Source organism: Citrifermentans bremense R1 (assembly GCF_000426865.1).
GTDB lineage: Bacteria > Desulfobacterota > Desulfuromonadia > Geobacterales > Geobacteraceae > Geomonas > Geomonas bremensis.
Genome location: NZ_AUGE01000006.1, coordinates 45,104 through 63,721, shown reverse-complemented (window position 1 = coordinate 63,721; position 18,618 = coordinate 45,104). Strand labels below are relative to the sequence as shown.

14 protein-coding genes are annotated in these 18,618 nt (G+C 63.0%); all 14 read right to left on the bottom strand.

From position 1 onward, the window contains the following. Positions 1-11: 11 nt before the first annotated feature. Positions 12-2,528 (bottom strand): RIFT barrel domain-containing protein, encoded by a 2,517-nt coding sequence (locus K419_RS0106595; protein ID WP_026840893.1) that lies wholly within the window; start codon positions 2,526-2,528, stop codon positions 12-14. Beyond that, complete coding sequence (locus K419_RS0106590) at positions 2,518-3,759, bottom strand: glycosyltransferase family 4 protein (RefSeq protein WP_026840892.1); 1,242 nt, start codon at positions 3,757-3,759, stop codon at positions 2,518-2,520. Before K419_RS0106590 ends, K419_RS0106595 begins: the two co-directional genes overlap by 11 nt. Continuing rightward, complete coding sequence (locus K419_RS0106585) at positions 3,756-4,283, bottom strand: serine O-acetyltransferase (RefSeq protein ID WP_026840891.1); 528 nt, start codon at positions 4,281-4,283, stop codon at positions 3,756-3,758. The genes K419_RS0106590 and K419_RS0106585 overlap by 4 nt, the downstream gene beginning before the upstream one ends. After that, the gene (gene asnB, locus K419_RS0106580; protein WP_026840890.1) at positions 4,271-6,160 is read right to left on the bottom strand and encodes an asparagine synthase (glutamine-hydrolyzing); all 1,890 of its coding nucleotides are present in this window, start codon (positions 6,158-6,160) and stop codon (positions 4,271-4,273) included. Before asnB ends, K419_RS0106585 begins: the two co-directional genes overlap by 13 nt. After that, positions 6,161-8,581 (bottom strand): glycosyltransferase family 2 protein, encoded by a 2,421-nt coding sequence (locus K419_RS21695; protein ID WP_035496952.1) that lies wholly within the window; start codon positions 8,579-8,581, stop codon positions 6,161-6,163. Beyond that, positions 8,581-9,516, bottom strand: coding sequence for a glycosyltransferase (locus K419_RS0106570; protein WP_026840889.1), 936 nt, complete (start codon positions 9,514-9,516; stop codon positions 8,581-8,583). Before K419_RS0106570 ends, K419_RS21695 begins: the two co-directional genes overlap by 1 nt. Continuing rightward, positions 9,516-10,550: a FemAB family XrtA/PEP-CTERM system-associated protein gene (locus K419_RS0106565; RefSeq protein WP_026840888.1), complete on the bottom strand. Its 1,035-nt coding sequence runs from the start codon at positions 10,548-10,550 to the stop codon at positions 9,516-9,518. The genes K419_RS0106570 and K419_RS0106565 overlap by 1 nt, the downstream gene beginning before the upstream one ends. Positions 10,551-10,561: 11 nt before the next feature. Continuing rightward, the gene (locus K419_RS0106560; RefSeq protein ID WP_026840887.1) at positions 10,562-11,401 is read right to left on the bottom strand and encodes an XrtA system polysaccharide deacetylase; all 840 of its coding nucleotides are present in this window, start codon (positions 11,399-11,401) and stop codon (positions 10,562-10,564) included. Positions 11,402-11,479: 78 nt separating this feature from the next. Continuing rightward, the gene (locus tag K419_RS0106555; protein ID WP_026840886.1) at positions 11,480-12,733 is read right to left on the bottom strand and encodes a TIGR03016 family PEP-CTERM system-associated outer membrane protein; all 1,254 of its coding nucleotides are present in this window, start codon (positions 12,731-12,733) and stop codon (positions 11,480-11,482) included. Then, entirely contained in the window at positions 12,730-13,848 is a 1,119-nt protein-coding gene (locus tag K419_RS0106550; protein WP_026840885.1) for an XrtA/PEP-CTERM system-associated ATPase, read from the bottom strand. The genes K419_RS0106555 and K419_RS0106550 overlap by 4 nt, the downstream gene beginning before the upstream one ends. Positions 13,849-13,912: 64 nt before the next feature. Beyond that, positions 13,913-14,797: an XrtA-associated tyrosine autokinase gene (locus K419_RS0106545; protein ID WP_026840884.1), complete on the bottom strand. Its 885-nt coding sequence runs from the start codon at positions 14,795-14,797 to the stop codon at positions 13,913-13,915. Positions 14,798-14,819: 22 nt separating this feature from the next. Further along, entirely contained in the window at positions 14,820-16,319 is a 1,500-nt protein-coding gene (locus tag K419_RS0106540; RefSeq protein WP_026840883.1) for an XrtA system polysaccharide chain length determinant, read from the bottom strand. A gap of 64 nt (positions 16,320-16,383) precedes the next feature. Continuing rightward, positions 16,384-17,190 carry an XrtA/PEP-CTERM system exopolysaccharide export protein gene (locus K419_RS0106535; protein WP_026840882.1) on the bottom strand — a complete coding sequence of 269 codons (807 nt, stop codon included), beginning with the start codon at positions 17,188-17,190 and terminating at the stop codon, positions 16,384-16,386. A gap of 19 nt (positions 17,191-17,209) precedes the next feature. Continuing rightward, positions 17,210-18,589: a TIGR03013 family XrtA/PEP-CTERM system glycosyltransferase gene (locus K419_RS0106530; RefSeq protein WP_026840881.1), complete on the bottom strand. Its 1,380-nt coding sequence runs from the start codon at positions 18,587-18,589 to the stop codon at positions 17,210-17,212. Between the last annotated feature and the right edge of the window lie 29 nt (positions 18,590-18,618).

The window sequence follows — 18,618 nt, the reverse complement described above, 5'->3', positions numbered from 1 at the left end:
TCCGTCCTCCCTCAACCGAACCTTGCCTTGACCCATCTTATCTCGCGGCCTATGCTGCTTTGCCTGCACGCCCTCCAAAACTCGCTAGCTGCGCGCGCCACTACGCTGGAGAGACTAAGAACCGGGATGGGGGAGCCGTATCCTGCGGCCGCGCGCCGTGCAGCTGCCGGGGGTAAAGAGAGCTCCCGCTCTAAAGCGGCCGCGACCCAGCCGTTTTGCAGCATGAGCGCGACAGGCCTGGTACAGCTGCTGGTAATGAAGCCGTATAACTGTTCCCTTGCCGCCGCGACCAACCGGGCCGCCTTCTCCAGCATCAGGGGCCGCTCCGCATCGGCGGCATAGCGGGCAGCCTTATAGAGCACCACGGCCTTGCGCAGGTCCTGCGCAGCCCAGGTTTCGTTGGGGTACTCGAGCAGCTCCTTTTTCTCCAGGTAAGGGTACTCGTGCCCCGTCATCCAGCGGGCGTAGGCTAACAGGGCGTCGCGGGCATAGCAGAAGGCATCGTCGTATTCCTCCAGCTCCCCCTTCTTGTCGAGGAACTTCGCAACCGCTGAAAGCAGCACCGTGTAGGACCAGGCTGTCTCCGCGTTCAGCAGCCCCCGCGCCTCCAGGTCGTCCTCCGGGTGGAGCACACCCCGGACCAGCTCTTCGGCGCGCAGCAGGTAGCTGCGGTCGCCGCTGACTTGGAAGGCGTCGAGGGTCGCGGCAAGCGCGTTGCCGGTGCCGCGGGTAAGCGGAAAGCTGTGAAAGAGCTCCCTGTCGCCGCTTCCCTTTAGCTGCGACAGGTTCCCCAGGAGCCTCTTCGCCGCAGCACCGAAAAGCGGCGCGCCGCAGACGGAGAGGTAGCACCAGTCGGCGAGCCCCAGGACGCCGTCGCGAAACTGCTCCTCTCCGGTCAGGTAGTAGTGGAGCAAAAGCCCCGTGGTGTAGCAATGTTCGGCGGCAGGTCCGCCCCCCCAGTAGCGGGGATCCTTCACCCCCAAGTGCACCTTCGAGTAGGTGCGGTGGGTGGCGCTTCCGGCGCTGATGTAGTGGTCCGTGTGCCAGAAGAGCCCGCCGTTGTACTCCTCCCTGTCGCAGCCGGTATGGTAGATGTCAATGTCGAGCACGTGGCGGGCCAGGTCGGAGGCAAGTTCCCCCCACCCCGGATCTCCAGTCGCGAGGAACTTGCGGTAGAGTCCCGCGCAGATGTCGTACTGGTTGTTGTAATGGGAGACGAAGGGCTCGGGGCCCTGATGGTAAACGGCCTCGTGATCGGCGTAGATATCGCCGAAGTCGCGCCAGCCGTATTCGTCTATCGCCTCGCGGCGTTCGAAGAGCGCCTGCGGCCCCGCGAGGAAGCGGTCGACGAAATCTCCGGTTTCCTGCGGCAGGTCCCCCAGCACCCCGGCGGCGCGCACCGTCTCCGGGGAGGGAGAGAGCGCCAGCGGGGCGGCGAGCGGCGCCAGGTCCTCGGCACGGCAGCAGAAGTCGACCCAGAAGGAACTGGTTGAGCGCTCCCCCCCCTGCAGTTCGTGCGGCTCGTCGCATTCCGGAAAGAGGGAGACAGAAAGCGCCGCAGGGGCTGCCGCAACCTCTTTGGGATATTGCTGCCAGAAGCGGGGAAAAATCGCCCCGACCCCCTTGGCGCCGACACCGGACCAGGCAAGCGGGGTCGCCCTTTTTCCTTCCCGCAGCAGCTTGCCCCCCTCCAGCAGCCGATACCCCGCATCCACTGCGGCGTCTCCCCCGCTGGATCGCTGCAAAAGGGAGAGCGCCCCGCCGCGGACCGGCTTGCTGGCTACCTCCCCCGGCTCCGGGATAACCAGGCGTTCTCCCGGTTGCTCCAGGGGGAGTTCGAAGCGCAGTCCGCGGAAGAAAAAGGAACCAGGGTCCCCGAGGTCCCACAGGCCGCCGGTGTGGCGGGCCCTGCGCGGGTTGTGCAGGGTGAGCTCGAAGCGGCAGAGGCTTTTGCCGGCGAAGAAATGGAGCCGGCAGCAAAAGCGCACCGCCGCAGCGAAAGCCCCTTCCACTCGCAGCGTGGCCCGCAGCGCTCCGAAGGTCTCCAACGAGACCTGATCTATGCTCCCCTCAAGCCCGACCCCGTCGCAGTCCGTCAGGCGACACCCCCCGGCGCCCGCGGCAGGGTCCTCCCCGCGCCGCACTTTAAGGAAGGGGCGGAGGAGTTTTGCGTCGAGCTGGAAACTGGCGGCGCCGGTATCGACCTGCCAGCTATCCTTTCCCTGCGTCACGCGCAGCTCGCACCCCGCCTTGGGAGCGGGAGAGCCGGCCTGGGCCAGGCGGTAGCGAAGCTGCACCGAAGCCGGGACGTCGGCCGCAAAATCGCAGTGCAGCCACTGCACCGAGCCGTCTTTCCAGCGGCTGAGCGCCTGCAGCTGGACCGGGACCGGCTCCCCTGCGGCATCCCGCAGCCCGATGGCGTCCGGATCGGCGAGCTCCCCTTTGGCAAAGGGGACGGAGACCCGCACCGGCTCCGACGTTCGGGAAATGCCGGCGCGCTCCCTGATCAGGATCTCCTTAAAAAGCATGCCCAAGCGCCCTCCCCGCGTCTTCCGGCCGGGGGAGGCCCCCCACGCCGGCAAACCAGTGGTAGTAATCCTCCATGAAGCGGACCCGGCGCCCGAAGGAGAAATGCTGCTCGATCCGCTCGCGGCACTGCCGCGAGAAGCGATCCCGCAGCTCAACCGAGGCCAAAAGCTCAAGCACCCGCAGCGACAGTTGCTCCACGTCGCCGGCAGGGGTCAGGTACCCCCCCTCGCCGTCTTGCAGCAGCTCAGGTATCCCACCCACGTCAGTGGAGACGGAAGGAACACCTAGCGCCATCGCCTCGAGGAGCGTGTTGGGGAGCCCTTCTGTGACCGAGGTCATCAGGAAGACGTCGAAGGAGACGTAGACGTCGCGCAGGTCGTTCCTGTGCCCGGTGAAGTGCACCACTTCTTCCAGCCCCAGGCGCGCCACGTCGCGCCGCGCCCGCTCCAACTCGTCGCCGTAGCCATCCCCTACGATGACGAAGCGCACCGCCGGAAGCTCCAGGGCCACGCGCCTGGCCACCTCGTAAAAGGTCCCCAGGTCCTTCTCCGGGGTGATGCGGGCGACGGTTCCCACCAGCAAACCGCCCTCCCCTATCCCGAGTTCGTCCCGCAGCACCGGGGTGCTCCCGGCGCGCTGCCAGACCGTGGTGTCGATACCGTTATGCAGCACGGCGACCCCGGCTTCGTCCAGCCCGTTTGCCACCAGCCGGTCTCGGGTGTCGTTGGAGACGGTGATGACCGGTCTCAGGTACTGACTCATGAGCCAGATCTGCAGCTTCTGCCGCGCCCGGAACTTGAGGTAGGAGGCAAGCGAATCGAACTTCTCGCTGCGGTGCACGGCGTGGGAGTGACAGGTGTAAAGGATGCGCAGCCCCGGGCGCATCAACCTCAGGATGTAGGCGTAAAGGAGCGTCTTGTCGTCGTGGGCGTGCACGACCTCCAACTGGTGCCGGTCCAAAAGGGCCGTGAGCCCGCGCAGGCAGGCAAGGTCGACCGTGCTCCCGTCGCAGAGGTCGACGTAGTCGATGCCGAGCTTTTTCGCCATCTCCGGGATCTGGAACTCGTGGTCGTTTGGCTGGCGCAGGTAGGTCACCAGCACGTAGACCCGCGCGGGGTCATGCTGCGCCGCCGAGTTCAGGACCGTCTTGTCCGGCCCTCCCCCTCCCTTGTAGGTCCCCCGCAGGTCCATCACCCGCGGCACCCCTTGTGTAGGTCTCGGCTCCATCATTCGATCCTTCCGTCGGGGTATTTGAGGCGGCAGGGTGCGCCGAGGGCCGTGGTCCCCGCAGGCATGCTCCTCGTCACCACGGCGTTCGCCCCCACCACGCAGTGGTCCCCTATCTCTATGGCGCCGATGATCTTGGCCCCCGCGCCGATCAGGACGTTGTCCCCAATCTTGGCGGCGCCGCCTTCCCCCCCGCGGTCGCCGATGGTCACCCCCTGGTACAGGGTGCAGTTGTGCCCTATCTGTACCGTGGGGTGGAAGATGATCCCGCCGAAGTGGTGGATCCGGAACCCTTCCCCGATGCGGCAGCGGGCCGGTATCGAGATCCCCGCGGTGATCTCGATGAAGCGTTCGCAGAAAAAGCGCAGCGGCTGGCCGGACCACCCTTTTTGCTGCAGCCAGTGGAAGAAGCGGTAGACGAGGATGGCCTGGAACCCCTGGGAGAGGAGCCCCGCTACGAGCGTCCTCGCGGAAGCGTTTCCCTCAGGGTCGAGCCGGGACAGGTCCTTTCTGATCACTTCGAACATGGTGCACCTCCCTGGTACTCCTGGTGCCAGAGCGCCAGCATCAACAGGCTCCAAAGGAGCGTGCCGTGCCGGGCCCTGTCCTGTTGGTGCTCATCCCAGACCCGCCTCACCACGTTCAGGGAGAGGTACTGCGACAGCGTCGGGTCGTCCAGAAGCCGGCTGGCGGCGAACTCCCTAAGCTCCTTTTTAAACCACGCGTCCAGCGGCACGGTGAACCCCTGCTTGGGGCGGTTCAAGACGCTCTCGGGGAGCAGGCGCCCGAAGGCCTTCCTGAGGATGATCTTCTTCTCCCCCCCGGAGATCTTCCAGCTGGAGGGAAGCCGCGCGGCGAACTCGACGATCCGGTAGTCCAGAAAGGGCGCCCTCACCTCGAGCGAATGCGCCATGCTCATCCGGTCCACCTTGACCAGGATGTCCCCCGGAAGGTAGCTCTTCAGGTCGGTGTAGAGCATGGCGGTCACGTGATCCGCCCCTTGCATCCGGCTGAAGTAACGCGTGGTCTGCTCGGCCGGGTCGTAGCCTGCGCAGGCGCGGCGAAAAGGCTCCGACAGAAGTTCCGCCAGAAGGTCGTCCTCCACGAAGGTGTTGGTCCGGTAGTAGGCCGCGGCCGGTTCCAGGAGTGCGCTCCGGGTGAGGGAGCGCGCCTTTCTCAAAAGCGGGTGCGACGCGGCGCCTGCCGCCTTGCCGATCAGGGAGAGGAGCGCCCTGGGGACCGCGCGCCGCGCCAGGTCCTCCTTCAGCTCGATGGCGTACTTCTGGTACCCGGCAAAGCTCTCGTCGCCGCCGTCTCCAGCGAGCGCCACCGTCACCGACTGCCGCGCCAGGCGCGAGACGTGGTAAGTGGGAAGCGCCGAGGAGTCGGCGAAAGGCTCATCGAAGAAGCGAGGCAAGAGGGCCACCGTGCCGGCCAGGTCGGCGCTCACCCGGTACTCCTTGTGCTCGGTTGCGAAGAGCGTTGCCACCTCGCGGGCGTAGGGGGTCTCGTCGTGGCGCTTGTCGTCAAACCCTATGGAGCAGGTTTTCACCGGCTCCTGCGCCGCGCGCGCCATGAGCGCCACCACGGCGCTTGAGTCGACCCCGCCCGAAAGAAAGGCCCCGAGCGGAACGTCGGCGATCATGCGGCAGGCGGTCGCCTTTTGCAGCAGGTCCAAAAGCTCTTCTTCCGCCGCCTCGGGGGTCAGCCCGTAGTCGGCCTTGAACTCCACATCCCAATACTCGCGGATCCGTGGCTCTTCTCCCGCCTTGAGCTCCAGGCAGTGGGCGGGGGGGAGCTTGTGGAGCTGCCGGTAGATGGTCTTCGGGGCCGGGATGTAGAGGTACTTCAGGTAATCCGCAACCGCCGTAGGCTCAACCTGCCGCTCCACCCCCGGGACCTCGAGGAGCGACTTTATCTCCGAGGCGAAGGCGATCCGGTCCCCGCCGGCATGGTAGTAGTACAAAGGCTTCTTGCCGATCCGGTCCCGAGCCAAAAGGAGCGTCTTCGTGTCCCGGTCCCAAAGGGCGAAAGCGAACATGCCGTTCAGGCGCTTGAGGGATGCCACCCCTTCCCTGGCGTAGAGGGCAAGGATCACCTCGGTATCCGTCCTGCTCCTGAACTGAACCCCTTCGCGCTCCAGCTCCCCGCGCAGTTCCAGGAAGTTGTAGATCTCGCCGTTGAAGACGATGACGTACCTTCCGTCCAGGGAGTGCATCGGCTGGTTCCCCAGGGGGGAAAGGTCCAGGATGCTGAGCCTTCTGTGGGAAAGCCCCACCTCTTCGTCGAGGAATTCGCCGGAGGCGTCGGGGCCGCGGTGGCTGATCACCTCCCCCATCCGCCGCAAAAGGCGCGTATCCCCCTCCGGACAGAGGGACCTGAAGAAGCCGGCTATGCCGCACATCTAGGCTGCCTCCCTGCGCCAGGTGACCTGTTGCTTCCCGGTCACCCCCAGATAGCAACCCACCAGCGAGGCGACCAGCAACATGCAGAAGTAATGGCAGAGGTTCGCCACCTTAAGGCGCTGGATCCGGGGACAAAACTGCGCCAGCAAAGCGAGGAGCACGCTGGACACCATCAGCGCCAAAAGCCACCGGAACCTTGGGAGAAAAGCGGCGTCATGCAGGAACTGGATCTGCAGCAGCACCCCCATGAGGGCCAGGAACAGGATCCCGCTCCCCCAACGAAGCACCTTGTGGGAGAGAAAGCAGAACATCAAAAGCGGCTGATCCCAGCGCGGCAGCACCTCGCCCCGCAGCAGGCACTGGTAGCCGCCGGCGATGATGCGCGCCTTCCTGCGGAATTCACGCCGGAACTCCAGCAGGTTTTCCTCGAACCCCAGGGCCTCTTTCTCGTGCACTACCAGGTGCCCCTGCCGGGCAATACCCAAAGCGATCACCAGGTCGTCCAGGATGGTGTCGGCCGGGGGGGCGTTGAACAGGGAGCGGCGGATGGCGAACATGGCACCGTCCCCCCCTATCAGCACACCGGCCGCCCCCTCGTGCTTCTGGATCGAATGCTCGATGCTGTAGTAGGCCCTCTCCGCGACGCCATAGCTCAGCGTGCCGCTGGAGAGCATCACCTTTCCAGAGACGGCCCCAACGCGCGGGTCGGCGAAGTTGCGCACGATGTTCTTCACCGCCTGCGGGTGGTAGTTGACGTTCGCGTCGGAGAAGAGGACGATCTCCGAGCCAATTTCGCGCATGGCGTCGTTCAGCGCGGCGATCTTCCCCCGGTTCGACGGGTAAGCGAAAAGCTCGACGCCGAGCGCGGCGTAGCCGGCGACGATGGCGTTGGTGCGGTCAGTGGAGCCGTCGGAGGCAACCACGATCCTCAATTTTTCCTTAGGGTAATCCAGGGCGAGGCTGTTCAGCACCTTGCTTTCGATAACCGCCTCCTCGTTCAAGGCGAGGATGAGCAGCGTGACCTCGGGGGAGTAGCTCCCGTCGCTAGTGACCTTTATCCGGTGCAGCCGGGCCAGCGGGAGGAGCAAGCCTGGGTAGATCACGAAGGCGTGCGCCAGGGCGAAAGCGAGCAACCAGGCGGCAAGAGCGAGCCGCTGCGGATCGCTGAACATGCCGCAGGCAAAAACTGCCAGGACGGCGAAAGAGGTGAAAACGAGCAGGCGCGGGACCCATCTCCCCCCGGCAGCAGGCACCGCATCCCCCTGGCGCACCGTGTTCCAGGTGGTGATGGTGGTGCCACGAAGGCGCAGCAGTATCCCCCTGGCCGAGGCGTGGTTGATAAGCAGGAAATAGTAAGGGAGATGAAAAAGCGCAAACGACTTCCCTTTGCCGTCCAAGAGCTTCCCCACCCCTGCCAGGAGAAAGAGCAAGCCGGTCAGCGCCGCCGCAGTCAGGTGCAGCAACGAGCCGGTGTCCCTCCCCCAGTCAAGCAGCAGGGCGCACAGGAACAAAAGCAGGAGGTACGGGGAGAACCAGCGCAGCAGTTTGTGGCTTACCAACAGCCAGGCGAAACGGCCGGTGCGGAGGGGGTTGCAGGCCTCGGGGACCCGGTAGAGCGCGTTGAAGCTGCGGTTCACGATGCGCACCTTGCGGGAAAATTCCTTCTCGAACTTTCCGGCGGGCTGCTCGAAGCAGTACGCCTCGGGATCGAAAATGCCGCGAAACCCCTTGACCACGATCTGCAGCGGGTTCACGAAATCGTTGATGTCGCTCTCCTGCATCGGCTGGTAGAGAAAACGCCGGATGGCGTAGATGGCGCCGTCGCCGCCGACCACTGAGGAGAAATCAGACTCCCATTTTTTGATCAGCACCTCGACGTTCCAGTAGGCCCCTTCGCTGGTCCCCGCCGCGGTGCGTGTCTCCTCCAGGTAGCGCGCATACCCCACCACGTACCCTATCGCCTGGTCGGAGAAGTGCCGGACCAGCTTCCGTATCGCGTTCTTGTCGTAGATGGCGTTGGCGTCGGAGAAGACCACCACCTCGCTCTCCACGAGCGCCATGGCCTGGTTTAGAGCGGAGGTCTTGCCGCGCCGCAGGCTGGCACGCACCAGGCGTACCCCGCGGCAGGCGTATTCGAGTACCGCCTCGTCGGTGCCGTCGTCCGAGCAGTCGGAGACCACCATGATGGAGAGCTTGTCCGCAGGGTAGTCGAGCGCGAAAGAGTTCTCGATCTTGCTCCGAATCACCTCCACCTCGTTGTAGGCGGAGATGACGAGGGTCACCGTGGGGGTGTACCCCTCGTCGAAGCGGTGCGCCTTGGGGAAGAGCCTGGCCAAAAGGCAGAGCAACGCCGGGTACCCCAGGTACAGGTAGCCTAGCAGAAGCAGCAGCGCGATCATGAGCATTTGGGTCCAGACCATCAGGCTTGCCTCAAAGAAGCGACACCCCGGGCCACGTAGTAGACGTTCAGGAGAACGAAGATCTGCGCGACGAGGCATAGGGAGCCGCGGTAGTACTTAAACAAGCAAAGCGAAAGCAGCAACGACTGCCAGAGCAGGAAAAGCGATGCGGCGTAAAGGGCGACTCCCACACCAAAGACTCCCCCGGCGCAGATGCCCCCCGCGAGGATCAGGAGCACCAGGCAGTGCCAAAGCGGCAGGCAGAGGCTGGGAAGCTCGGAGAGCCTGATGCCGTGGCTCGATACCCCCTTCAGGTTCCCGATGCCGCGCCAGAGTTCCTTCCTGAAAAAGTGCGCCAGGGTCGCCGCCTCTCCGTAATGGGTGGCGGCGATGGAGCTGTCGGTGAAAAGCCCCCCCAGCTCGCGAAGCCTCACCGAGAGGTCGTAATCCTCGCAGGTGACCAGCTTTTCGTCGAATCCGCCGCAGCCGGAAAAGGCCTCCCGCCGCACGAACATGTTCATCGACTCAAGCCAGGAGGTCTCCCCCAGCGACACCTTCTTTCTTCTCACCTCGAACCAGGCCCGCTGCACCCAGGTGGACTGCGCGGGTACCTGCGGGGGGGCGCCGAAGCAGGCTATCTCCTCGCGATCGAGGTACTTCGAGGCTTCCCTCAGCCACGAGGGTTCTACGGTGCAGTCGGCGTCCATGAAGGCGAGGATCGCGCCGCGGGCCCTTGAGGCCGCGTAATTACGGAGCGCGGAGATGGTGAGCCCGGGGAGCTTGTAGACGGTCGCCCCCATTTGTGCCGCTATCTCCGCGGTGCGGTCCTGCGAGCCGTTGTCCGCCACGATGATCTCGAACTCGGAAGCATCCCACTCGACCCTCGCTATCGAGTCGAGGCAGCGTCCGATGTTACGCTCCTCGTCCCTGGCCGGAATGATCACCGTGAACTGCATCACGGTATGTTGCGCACGATCGCGGGGCCGATCAGCCTGGTCAACCCCACCGGCAGCCGTTTCCAAATGCTGATGGCGGCCTGGAACTTCGGGTTCTTGGGATTGAGCTCCGGCAATGCCTTCCCCTTTTCCAGCAGATACTGCCAGTAAAGCTGTACTGGCTCCGCCCCCCACTGCTTCTTAAAGTTGTAGGTCCCCTCGTTGGGGGTGGAGCGCCCGAAGTCGAAGGAGGCGCACCCCTGTCCTATGGCGAAACGGATCGACTCCCAGTAGAGGAGGTTGTTGGGACAAAGCGTCTTGTACTCGGCGATGGAGGAGGCCCAGGGCATCTCCATGCTTTTTTTGTAGCGCGACAGTATCCCGGCGGCGATCACCTTCCCCTCCGACTGCACCGCCGCGATGCGGGTCGTCTCGGGGAGGGAGCCGAGGACGTTCCCGAAGAACTCCTTGCCGTAGACCGGCGTCCCCAGATCGCGCATGTTGCGGGCGAAGACGTCGTAGAAATCATCCAAAAGCTCGACTCCGCCGGTCTGGAAGGAGAGGCCGCTTTTTTGCGCCTTGCGGATCTGGTTCCTGAGCTTGGCGTTGAAGTTGGCCCACTGTACGTCGGGATCCTCGCTGAGGGCTAGCATCATGGTGACCTTGTGCTCCCGAGAGGGTAGCCCCTCGATGCCGCAGCCCAAGTGCCGCAGCTCCACATGCGCGGCACCGCAGCTTCGGCGCAGCACATCCGCCTCGCGCAAGAGCGCCTGTTCGCAGCCGCTGTCCCGACACAAAAGCCCCCCGTAGTTCACGAAGGGGACGGAAACCAGGAAGCTGCCGAAGAGCGCGCTCTTCATGTGCACCAGGGGAAGCACCCCCGCTACCTCCCCTTTCTGGTCCACTGCCGCCAGGTAATGGGTCCGGTGCCCGAAGCTCTCGCCTATGATCTTCCCCCAGGCGCTCAGGTGGTAGGAGGTCGCAGCCGGCATGGAGTCGACGTAGGCGTCCCAGCGGGAAGGATCGATTTCTTGCGTGACGCGGTACCCTGACATGCTCCCTTCCTTCAGAGCCCCAGCGCCTGGCTCATGGTGCCGTAGCGGACCCCCTTGAGCAGGTAGCGAAGCTTGTCCTCAGTCTTTGCGAGGTTGTTGTAGTGCCGAAAGCGCGACTTCCACCCCGCCTGGATGCGCGGCTGGTCCGGGTCTATCTCCCAGGGGTGCAGGTAGAGGACGCACGGTTTCCCCTCCACCCGGTTGACCCGGTCGATGCCCCACTTGATGAGCGCTGCCGGCAAAAGCCTCAGGTACCCCCCGCCAGCTATGGGGAGCTGCACGCTTTTTCCCGCCAGTTTCAAGGGGAGCGTGGTGAGCGGGAACTCCTGCAGTGTCCCTGCCGCGCGCCGCACCAGGTACGGGAACCTGGGCGCGTCGGGAATCCCGTAGGTGTCGTGATAGACCGGGAAGACGCTGGAATCGAAGCTGAAACCTTCCTCCAGCAACAGGTCGAAGGCCCAAAGCGATTCCCTGGTGATGGAGTAGGTGGGAGCGCGGTACCCCCGGACAGCCGTACCGGTGATATCCTCGAGCACCGCTTTGGCCCTGCGGATGTCGTCGCGGAAAAGCTGCGGACCGATCCGGAAGATGAGCTGGTGGCCGTAGCCGTGGCAAGCCACCTCGTGGCCGCGAGCCTGGATCTCGCGCACCGTGCCGGGAACACGCTCCGCAACCCATCCCAGCACGAAGAAGGTCGCCTTCACCTGGTACTCATCCAGAAGGTCGAGCAGGCGCGCGACGTTGCCCGCAACGCGCAGGGGATAGCGGTCCCAGTTCTCACGGGGGATGTAAGGCTCGAAGGCGTTTACCTGGAAGTAGTCCTCGACGTCTATGGTGAGGGCGTTCAACACTCTTCACCTCCCGGGCGCCAAAGGGGCGCGGTCTGTTGATCGGATCCGGCAGGAAGTTGCGATCAAGCGGTCGTGGCCTTAGAACAGCTTCTTCAGCGAAAGGATCAGCCGGTTCGTTGTCCTGGCATCGGCCGCGCTCTCCCAGTCACGGCGGTAGTCGATGTAGCTGTAACTGAGCGAGGCGGTGATGTCATAGTTGAAGGCGTAACTTACCCCGGCGGTCCCGCTCAGGTGGTAGGCGTAATCGGTTGTGGCCCGGCGGCTCACTCTATCCAGTAGCAGCACAAGGGAGCCGCTCAGGCGCGGGGCCAGCTCGTACCGCGAAAAGCCGCTTAAGTATGCTTTTTTCCTGTCGGTGGCCATGCTCGTCGTGTCGGTGTACTTGGTGTAGCCGATAGCCCCCCCGGCAGCGCCATGGTCAAGGGTCTTCTCCAGCGATCCTTCGTAGGTCTTTTCCTTGGTAGAGACGGCGAGCGGGTCCTCGGTGAAAACGACCTTGGTCTGCAGGGTCGCGACCAGCTGCCCGAAATCCCTGCTGATCCCGCCGTTCCAAAAAAGGTTGCTCACGTCGCGCGAGCCGGAGAAGCGCTGCCAGCGGTTCCCTATGCCACCGAAGAGAAAGGACTTGTCGGCGTACTCATATTTGAACCCGGTGCTCAGATCATGCTGGTCGTAGTCGATGATGTCGGTGGAGACGGCGGCAAAGACGTACCCGGCTGAGAGGGAAAACTTGGGCGAGAGCTCCAGGCCCGCCTCGGCGAAGCCCTGGTTCTCCCGCTTGCTGATGGCCGGCGACCCCCAGTAGGTGGTATCGCGGAAGCGGTAACCGGTCTTGAGCGTCCCCTTCTCCCCCAGATGCCACAGCAGATAGGGGGAAACGATGGCCGTGTTCTGGTCGGACTGGTTGGCGAAGAGGCTCTCTCCGGTTACATCGCGGGTGACGTCTAGCGAAACCCGGCTCAGGGTGTCGCTTACCTCGAGGAAGAAGAAGTTGTCCACTATTTCCGCTGTGCCGTGGAGGCTCGCGTAGTGGTTCTTCTCCTCGTCCCTGGTCCCGCGTGCATAGTAGTGGTAGTCGAAGTTGTAGCTGAGGTCCCCGGTGAGAAACCGGGAGCCATAGCGAAGCGCGGCGCCTGGCTGGGCCCTGGTGACGAAATCCGATTTCTTGTCGTGGGCCGTCTCCAGGACGTTGTCGTTGTACTCCTCGGAGAGGGTCAAAAGCGGAGTGAAGGTAAGGTCGCCGGCAGCGGCAGGGGCGGCACCCGCAAGGAGGGTGGCGGCCAACAGGCCGAGCCGGAAGGGATTCGATTTCTTGGTCGGAAACTTTTTCATTTGTTCGCATTCGCCGCGCCGGAACCGAAGAGCCTGCGCACGAAACCTCCTTCTACGTTGCTTTCCTGGACCGCCTGTTCCCGTATCTGTTCGAGCGCTGCGCCAAGCCCCGCCACCGAGCGCCCCAGTTGCGCCACCTCGCTGTCTACCCTCGATACATGCGTGTTGAAATCCTCGCGCAGCAATGCGAGGGTGGCGCAGACCTCGGAGAGGGCTGTGGAGAGCCGCTCATCCTCCGCCCCGCCGGCCGGTCTCGCCGCGGCCTCAGCGGCAGGCCTGGTGCCGGTCTTGCCGTCCCCCCAAAAATGCTGCTCGAACTCCAGGTCTCCTAAGACATCGCGCGCCATCTCGACCGAGGCTACGGTGCTCTCCTCGGCGAAGGCGGAGAGCATCAGGAAATCGCAGATGATGTTGACCAGGCGGGGAATGCCGCGGCTGAACTGGTAGACGAGGTCGAGGGTCCCCGGCGGGAAGCTAAGGGCGTCTTTATTCCCCGCCACCGTCATGCGGTGCTCGATGTACTCGGACATCTCGTCCAGGGAGAGCGCTTTTAAGTGGCAGTTGATGCTGATGCGCTGCCTGAGCTGCAAAAGCTCGGGCCTTGCCAGCGTTTCGCGCAGTTCCGGCTGCCCCACCAGCACGATCTGCAAAAGCTTGCCGTGGGCACTCTCCAGGTTGGAGAGCATCCTGATCTCCTCCAAGAGGTCGGCCGCAAGGTTCTGCGCCTCGTCGATGATCAGCATGGGATGGTTCCCCAGGGCGTACTGCTCCAGGAGGAAATCATTCAGCTCGCGCAGCAGGGAGATCTTGTCCTTTCCGGCGACCGGGAGCCCGAAATCGTCGTTGATCATGGCCAACAGCTGTTCCGAATTGACCCGGGTGTTGAAGATCTTCGCCAGCACCACGCGCTCGTAACGCTTGTTCAGGAGATCCCTGATGATGGTGGTCTTGCCGGATCCCACCTCCCCGGTGAGGAGGATGAACCCCACCCGCTCCCTGATGCCGTAGTCGAGGTAGGTGAGCGCCTTTTTGTGCGAGCGGCTGAGATAGATGAAATCCGGGTCCGGGATGAGCTCGAACGGCTTTTTTTGCAGCTGGAAAAATGCTTCGTACATAGGTACTCCCGGGTGCTGCGGGGGCCGGAGCTTGCCGGCCGTGGCACCGGATGGCGCCGGTAACCTAGGCGTTGTCGGCGGAGCGGTAATAGGAATAGCGCCCGTCGTTGTGGTCGACCGTAGCGGCGTTGTACACCATCCCGAGGATGGGGCAGGCCTTGAGCGACTCCAGCGCGTCTTTCAGGTTGGCCTGGGATACGAGCCGCTCCATGACCACGAAGAGCACCCCGTCCACCAGATGCGCCAGGGAACGCGCCTCGGCGAAAGGGAGCACCGGCGGGGTGTCCAGGATGATGTAGCGGTCCGGGTAGCGTAGCTTCAGCTCAGTCAGGAGCGCCTTGCCGCGCTGGGAGGTGAACAGCTCGGCGGGGTTCTCGATGGCGCGCCCGGCCCTGATGATGGAGAGCTTCCCGATGCCGGTCGGGATGATGGTCTCACCCACCTGCGCCTCGCCGGTCAGAAGCTCGGAAAGCCCCACCCCCTGCTCCACGTTGAGATAACGATGCACGGACGGGCGGCGCAGGTCGGCGTCGACCAGGAGCACAGTGTGGTCCAGTTCCTGGGCGAGGCTTATGGCCAGGTTCAGCGCGGTCAGGCTCTTCCCCTCGCTGGGAATCGAGCTGGTCACCATGAGGCAGTTGCGAAACACGTCGCCGGTGGTCATCTTCACCAGCGCCGACTTGAGTTTCCGGTACTCCTCGGCCGCAGGCGAGTGCGGGTCGTGCAGGTTGACCAGGAAGGGGTTTTGCGGCGCGAGCCTTCCGTACTGCGCTGAGACCGGCGAAATCTGCGGCGGCTGGGGCGGGAGCGCCGGGCTTCCCACAGGGTGCGGCGTCTGATGCAGGAGCGCCGAGGCTCCCGCAGGCTCGCGCACAGGCTCGGGAGGGGGAGGCTCCATCCCCTTCCTCATGCGTGCCGCCTTTTCCATCGCTTCCTCTATTCTGCTCATATCAACCTCGTTTCTGCGGCGGTCACTGCAAAAGCCCCTTGATCCGCAACCGGGCTTCCGGCGCGGACAATAAGTCCAGCACCTTGTCCATATAGGGTAGCCCCAGGAGTTCCATGCCAGGGAAAACCATAAGCACCAGGAAGTACACCAAAGCGCAGCCCAGGATCAGCCGCGAGCGCCTGCGCCTCTTCGCCTCGACCTCCGGGTCGTGCAGCCTCGGAATAACCGCCAGGACCAGCACCCCCAGCCCCTTTACGAACTCCACCTCTTTGACCGTGTTGTTCAGATGGTCGACCAGGAAAAGCAGCGCAAAGCTTCCTGCCACCCCCCCCACCATCCCCAGCAGCATCAGCTTCAGCCGGTCCGGACTGGAAGGCTTCACCGGGAGCAGGGCCGGGTCGACGACGCGGAAGGTGGTGGACTTGTCCTGCACCTCCATCTGCTTGGAGACCTCGGACTGCCCGTGACGGGCAAAGAGCTGGTCATAGATGTTCTTCTGGTTTTTCTTCTCCAGCTCCAGCTTCTCGAGTCCCGCCTTCGCCGAAGGGATGGTCTGCAAGAGGGCGCGGTTGGTGTCTATGTAGCGCCTCAGGCCGTTTTCAGTGATCTTGATGGCGGAGATTTCCGATTCTATTTTGGCCAGCTCCGCGGGATCGAGCGACTGGGACTGCTGCCCCCGGCGCGCCGACATCTGCGCCTTCACGGTCTCGAGGTCCCCCTTGACCTTCACCACCTCGGGGAAGCTTTCGGTGTACTCGACCAGCAGCTCGTCGAGCCTTTTCTGCAGCCCGGCGAGCCTGCTCTGCAGGGGATCCCCGGTCCGCTTGGTGATCTGGCGCATCCCTTCCAACTGGCGGCGTCTGAGTTCAAGGTCGTAGAGCTTCTGCTGGGCGAGGTTGATCTCCTCGAAGAGTTTCCCCTCGTCGATGGCTATGATCCCCCCCTTGTCGCGCTTGTAGGCGTTCACCTCGTTCTCGGCCTTCTGCAGCTTGGCGTTGAAGGTGTCGATCTGTTCGGCGAGGAATTTGGTGGCGTCATAGGATTCGCCGCGTTTGGAGGAGATGTTCCCTTCGATGTAAAGGCGCACCAGCGTGTTTACGTAGTCCCTGGCTATGCGGGGATTGGTGTGGGTGAAGGAGATGGTGAAGAGGTTCTTGTCCTTTACCTTCACCTTGGTGCTTTGCTGCAGCTGCTTGATCAGCTCCTCGGTCTCGCTGTCGTTCTTGCCCAGATCCAGATCGAGGTTGGCCATGACCTTGGTGAGCAAGGTGCGGCTGGTGATCTCGTAGGTGAGGACGTTGATGGTGTCTTCCATGGAGGGGGTCACCGTGATCCCCTTGACCAGCTCGCTGATCACGTTCTTCTCGATAAAGACGGTGCTCGTGGCCTGGTACTTGCGCGGAACCACGAAACTGACCACGAAGGCCACGGTCATCAGCAGCAGGGCGATGACGACAAATCGCTCCTTGTTACTGATCAACAGTTGCAGATACTTCTTGTACTCGGTCTCTGGCGACTGCATAAGACTCCTGTCCTCAAAAGGTGCTGCTTCCATCCGGAAAATGCTGCGGGAATATTTCCAAGCGCTAGAAGAAACTCTCCTTTACCAGCACGTAATCGCCCGGCTTGAGCTCGATGTTCTGGCTCAAGTCACCGTCTTTGAACAGCTTTTTGGCCTTAACCTCCAGCGACTGTTCCTGGGCGCCGTTTTTCCTGCGTACCAGCACCTCGTTCTGGTTGGCGAACTTGTTGAACCCCCCCGACTCAAGGATCGCTTCCATCACCTTCATCCCCTCCCGGTACTCGATCGCCTTCGGGGTGTTGACCGCGCCTAGGACGTAGACGCTGCGGTCGGTCAGAAGCGGGATGAAGAGGGAGTCGTTGGATTCAAGGAGCAGGTCCTGCCCCATGTCCCCCAGGGTGAAGAGCCGGTACAGGTCGGTCTTCACCTTCTGCCCTCCCCTCAACAGGTAAGAATTGCGGAGATCGGCGGTCTTCACGTCCGGCAGGGTGCAAAGGAGCTGCAACAAAGTGGTACGGCGAGAGAGGTCGTAGACGGCGGCCTTAACGCCCGAGCCGAAGATGTAGACCTTGGAGTTGGTGATCTCACGCACGGTGACGGTGACGATGGGGTTTTTCACCAGTTCCTTGAGTCTTGCCGCGAGATGAGCCTGCAGTGCACTGGGAGCCATGCCGCTGGCGACCACCTCGCCCAGTCCGGGGACCGTGATCTTGCCGTCAGGACGCACTTTTACCGGGAAATTCAGCTCCTTCACCCCCCAGACCGCAATGTCGAGGCTGTCTCCCTCGCCGATCTGGTAGTCAGCCGCCAGGACAAAAAGGGGCATGCACGTGATGAGAAAGACGGACAAAAGCAGGACTTTCAGTTTCATCTGGGCACCTCCTGCCCTCCTACCGCCCCCGGCCAAACAAAACCACCTTCACGGTCTCGAAGATGATCTGCGTGTCAAGAAGGAAGGAAAGGTTCTTGATGTAGTAGAGATCGTAGCGAAGCTTTTCCTTGGCGTCCTCAACCGTGGCGCCGTAGGGGTAGCGGACCTGGGCCCACCCGGTGACCCCGGGTTTGATGGTGTGCCGTTTCGAGTAGTAGTAAATATCTTTCTTAAGGTTCTCCACGAACTCGGGGCGCTCAGGCCTGGGGCCTATGAAGCTCATCTCCCCCTTGAGCACGTTGTAGAGCTGGGGAATCTCGTCGATACGCGAGTTGCGCAGAAACTTTCCTACGCGGGTGACGCGCGCGTCGTTTTTCGCTGCCCAGACGGCGCCATTTCGCTCGGCGTCCTGGCACATGGAGCGGAACTTGTACAAAAGAAACGGCTTTTCCCCGGTGCCAACGCGCACCTGCTTGAAGAAGAGCGGCCCCGGGGAATCCAGCTTGATGGCCAGGGCGATCAAGGGGAAGAAGGGGGCGACCAAAAGGAGCCCGACGACGGAAAGGAGGATGTCGACGCAACGTTTGTAGACGTTGATGAGTGCGTTCCTGCGAAACCCTGATGAAAAGATGATCCAGCTCGGCGTCATCTCTTCCAGCATGAGCTTTCCCTGTACGATCTCGTAGAAGGTGGGAGCGTCGACGATCTCTATACCGTTCAGCTTGCAGCGCATCATCTCCTGCAACGGCAGGACTCCCCTCCTCTCGGCAAGCGCCACCACGATGATGGAGACCTTGTGGTTGCGCGCGGTCTGCAACAGGTCCCCCTCAACGGGCATCACCTGGGAATTGAAGGTTTCGGACTGGTGCACCGTTGCCGCCGGCATCCCTTCACCGCATTCAAGGTAGCCGGCCAAGGTGAAGGAACCGCCCTGTAAGGTGATCAGTCCTCCCAGCCGGCAGGCAAGGTCGCCGGTGCCAAGGATTAGCACGCGCTGCGCGAAAGGAACAGTGCGGGCTTCAATTCCGGAAATGGCGTACCACGCGAACTGGAAGATGATGAAAAAGCCAAGGGCAAAGAAAAGGACGCCACGCCCCAGCATGAGGCTTGGGTCCAGATAGTAGAGCACGGAGAGCAGGAAAAAGGCGGCGCAGCCGGACTGCAAACAGGCCGCAAAGATCTCGCGTTTGCGGCTCTCCTTGGGGAGACTGTGCACCTCCATGAGGTAGGAGGAAAAAAGGGTGACCCCCACGAAGATCGTGCCAGCTGCCACCCCCTGCTCCGCCGCCCAGTTTTCGGGCAGGTCGAAGCGGCCGAAACGGACGCCGGCCGCAAAAATCAGTGCGGCCAGGGCCATGAGGGCATCGGTGAAAAGGTTGAAGGCTACACGGAGGTTCATAACTCTTATTCCCGATCTGCCGTTTATGG